Source organism: Rhodococcus sp. A14, assembly GCF_011603105.1.
GTDB lineage: Bacteria > Actinomycetota > Actinomycetes > Mycobacteriales > Mycobacteriaceae > Rhodococcus_F > Rhodococcus_F opacus.
Genome location: NZ_JAAOQS010000242.1, coordinates 1 through 2,087 on the forward strand (window position 1 = coordinate 1; position 2,087 = coordinate 2,087).

Below are 2,087 nucleotides of genomic sequence, written 5' to 3' on the forward strand. Positions count from 1 at the left end.
CCACCGCAACCGCACCCGGATCCGCAACCACCGACGCCGCCAACAACTCCGGCAACGTCACCTCCGACACCGACACCTCACCCACCACCGGCGTCAAGCACTCCAACTCCGCCACACCGATCACCGCGATGTCACCGATCGGGCGGTCCGGCGACGCCGTGACCGCGTCGAGGATGCGGACGAACTGGTCTGCGAAACCGCGCACGGTGCTCGCGTCCAGGATGTCGGTGGCGAAACCGAATGCCGCAGACATTCCGGCAGGTTCGCCGGCTGCGTCGACGTTCTCGCTCAGGGTCAGGTATAGGTCGCATTTGGCGACCTCGACACCGGCGTCGACGACCTCGACGGTCAGTTCGGGCAGTTCGAGGCGGCCCTCCTCGGTGTTCTGGAACTCGAGCAGCACCTGGAACAGCGGGGTGTGCGCGGTCGACCGCACCGGGTCGACCGCCTGCACCACCCGGTCGAACGGCACCTCCGCGTGCCCGAACGCCCCGAGATCGGTCTCGCGGACGTGCGCCATCAGATCGGTGAAGGAGCGCTCGGGTGCGACGCGGGTCCGCAGCACCACGGTGTTGACGAACATGCCGACCATCTCGTCCAGTGCCGCGTCGCCGCGACCGGCGACGGGCGTGCCCACCGCGAGGTCCGTCTCGCCGCTCAGCCGGCCGAGCAGGACGGCGAGTGCGGCGTGCGCGACCATGAACAGCGTCGAATCGTGACCCCGGGCGAGGTCGGACAGCTTCGTGTGAAGGTCCGCGCCGATCGCGAACGCCACGGTGGCGCCGTGTGAGGACCGCTGCAGCGGACGCCGGCGGTCGGTCGGCAGCTCGAGCAGCTCGGGCATCCCGTCGAGGGTCCGGCGCCAGTAGTCCAGCTGCGCCGAGATCGGCGAGTCCGGGTCGGTGTCGCTGCCCAGGGTGCGGCGTTGCCACAGCGCGAAGTCCGCGTACTGCACCGGCATCGGCGCCCATCCGGGCGGGCGTCCGTGGGTACGCGCGGTGTACGCGACCATCACGTCGCGGGCGAGCGGCGCCATCGACGAGCCGTCCGCCGCGATATGATGAAGCACCAGGACCACCACGTGCTGATCCGGACCGGTCCGCAGTACCGCGATGCGCATCGGGACGTCGCGACTCACGTTGAATTCTGCCGACGCCAGAGTCACCAGCTCGGTGCGCATCGCAGCCTCGTCGGACACGGTGACCGGGGTGAGGTCGACGGTCACCCGATCCGCGGGCAGCACCACCTGATGCGGGCCGTCAGCGGACCCCGGATAGACGGTGCGGAGCGGCTCGTGCCGTTCGACGACGTCGCCGAACGCGGCGCGCAGAGCGTCGATGTCGAGTTCCCCGGTCAGGCGCAGCGCGATCGGAACGTTGTAGGCGGGCGAGGTCGTGTCGACCTGGTTGACGATCCACATCCGCTGCTGTGCGAGGGAGAGGGGCACCCGGTCGGGGCGCGGGCCCGCCGTGAGGGCGGGACGCGCCGCGGTGCGGCGATCCGCGGCAGCGGCGCGGGCGGCGAGCCCCGCCACCGTGGGCGACTCGAACAGCTCCCGGACCCCCAAGCCGACACCCAGGGCGGAGTTGATGCGGGCGACGGCGCGGGTCGCGCTCAGCGAATTACCGCCCAGGTCGAAGAAGTTGTCGTCCAGCCCCGCCCGGCCGAGTCCCAGCACCTCGGCAAAGACGTCTGCCACGGTGTGCTCGGCCGAATTGGTCGACGCACGGAACACGGTGCGTACGATCGCGAAATCCGGGGTCGGCAGACCCTGCCGGTCCAGCTTGCCCACCGGGGTGAGGGGCAGCTCGTCGAGGATCACGATCGTCGCGGGAACCATGTGGGCGGGCACGAAGCCGCGCACATGGTCGGTCAGTTCGGCGACGTCGGGTTCGCCGTCACCGGACGGCAGGACGTAGGACACCAGGACGGTGTCGCCGGACGGGGCGGTGCGGCCGAGGGTCACCGCGAACGCGACGCGGGGATGCCGGGTCAGCGCTGCGTCGATTTCGCCGAGTTCGATCCGGAAACCACGAATCTTCACCTGAAAATCCGAGCGACCCACATACTCGAGCACCGGCCCACCC

General features: G+C 70.1%; 1 protein-coding gene. It reads right to left on the reverse strand.

Features of this window, described 5'->3' with window-relative positions; genetic code table 11:
* On the reverse strand, window positions 1-2,044 hold a 2,044-nt coding region (locus G9373_RS45065; protein WP_346842942.1), incomplete at its 3' end, for a condensation domain-containing protein.
* Window positions 2,045-2,087 lie beyond the last annotated feature (43 nt).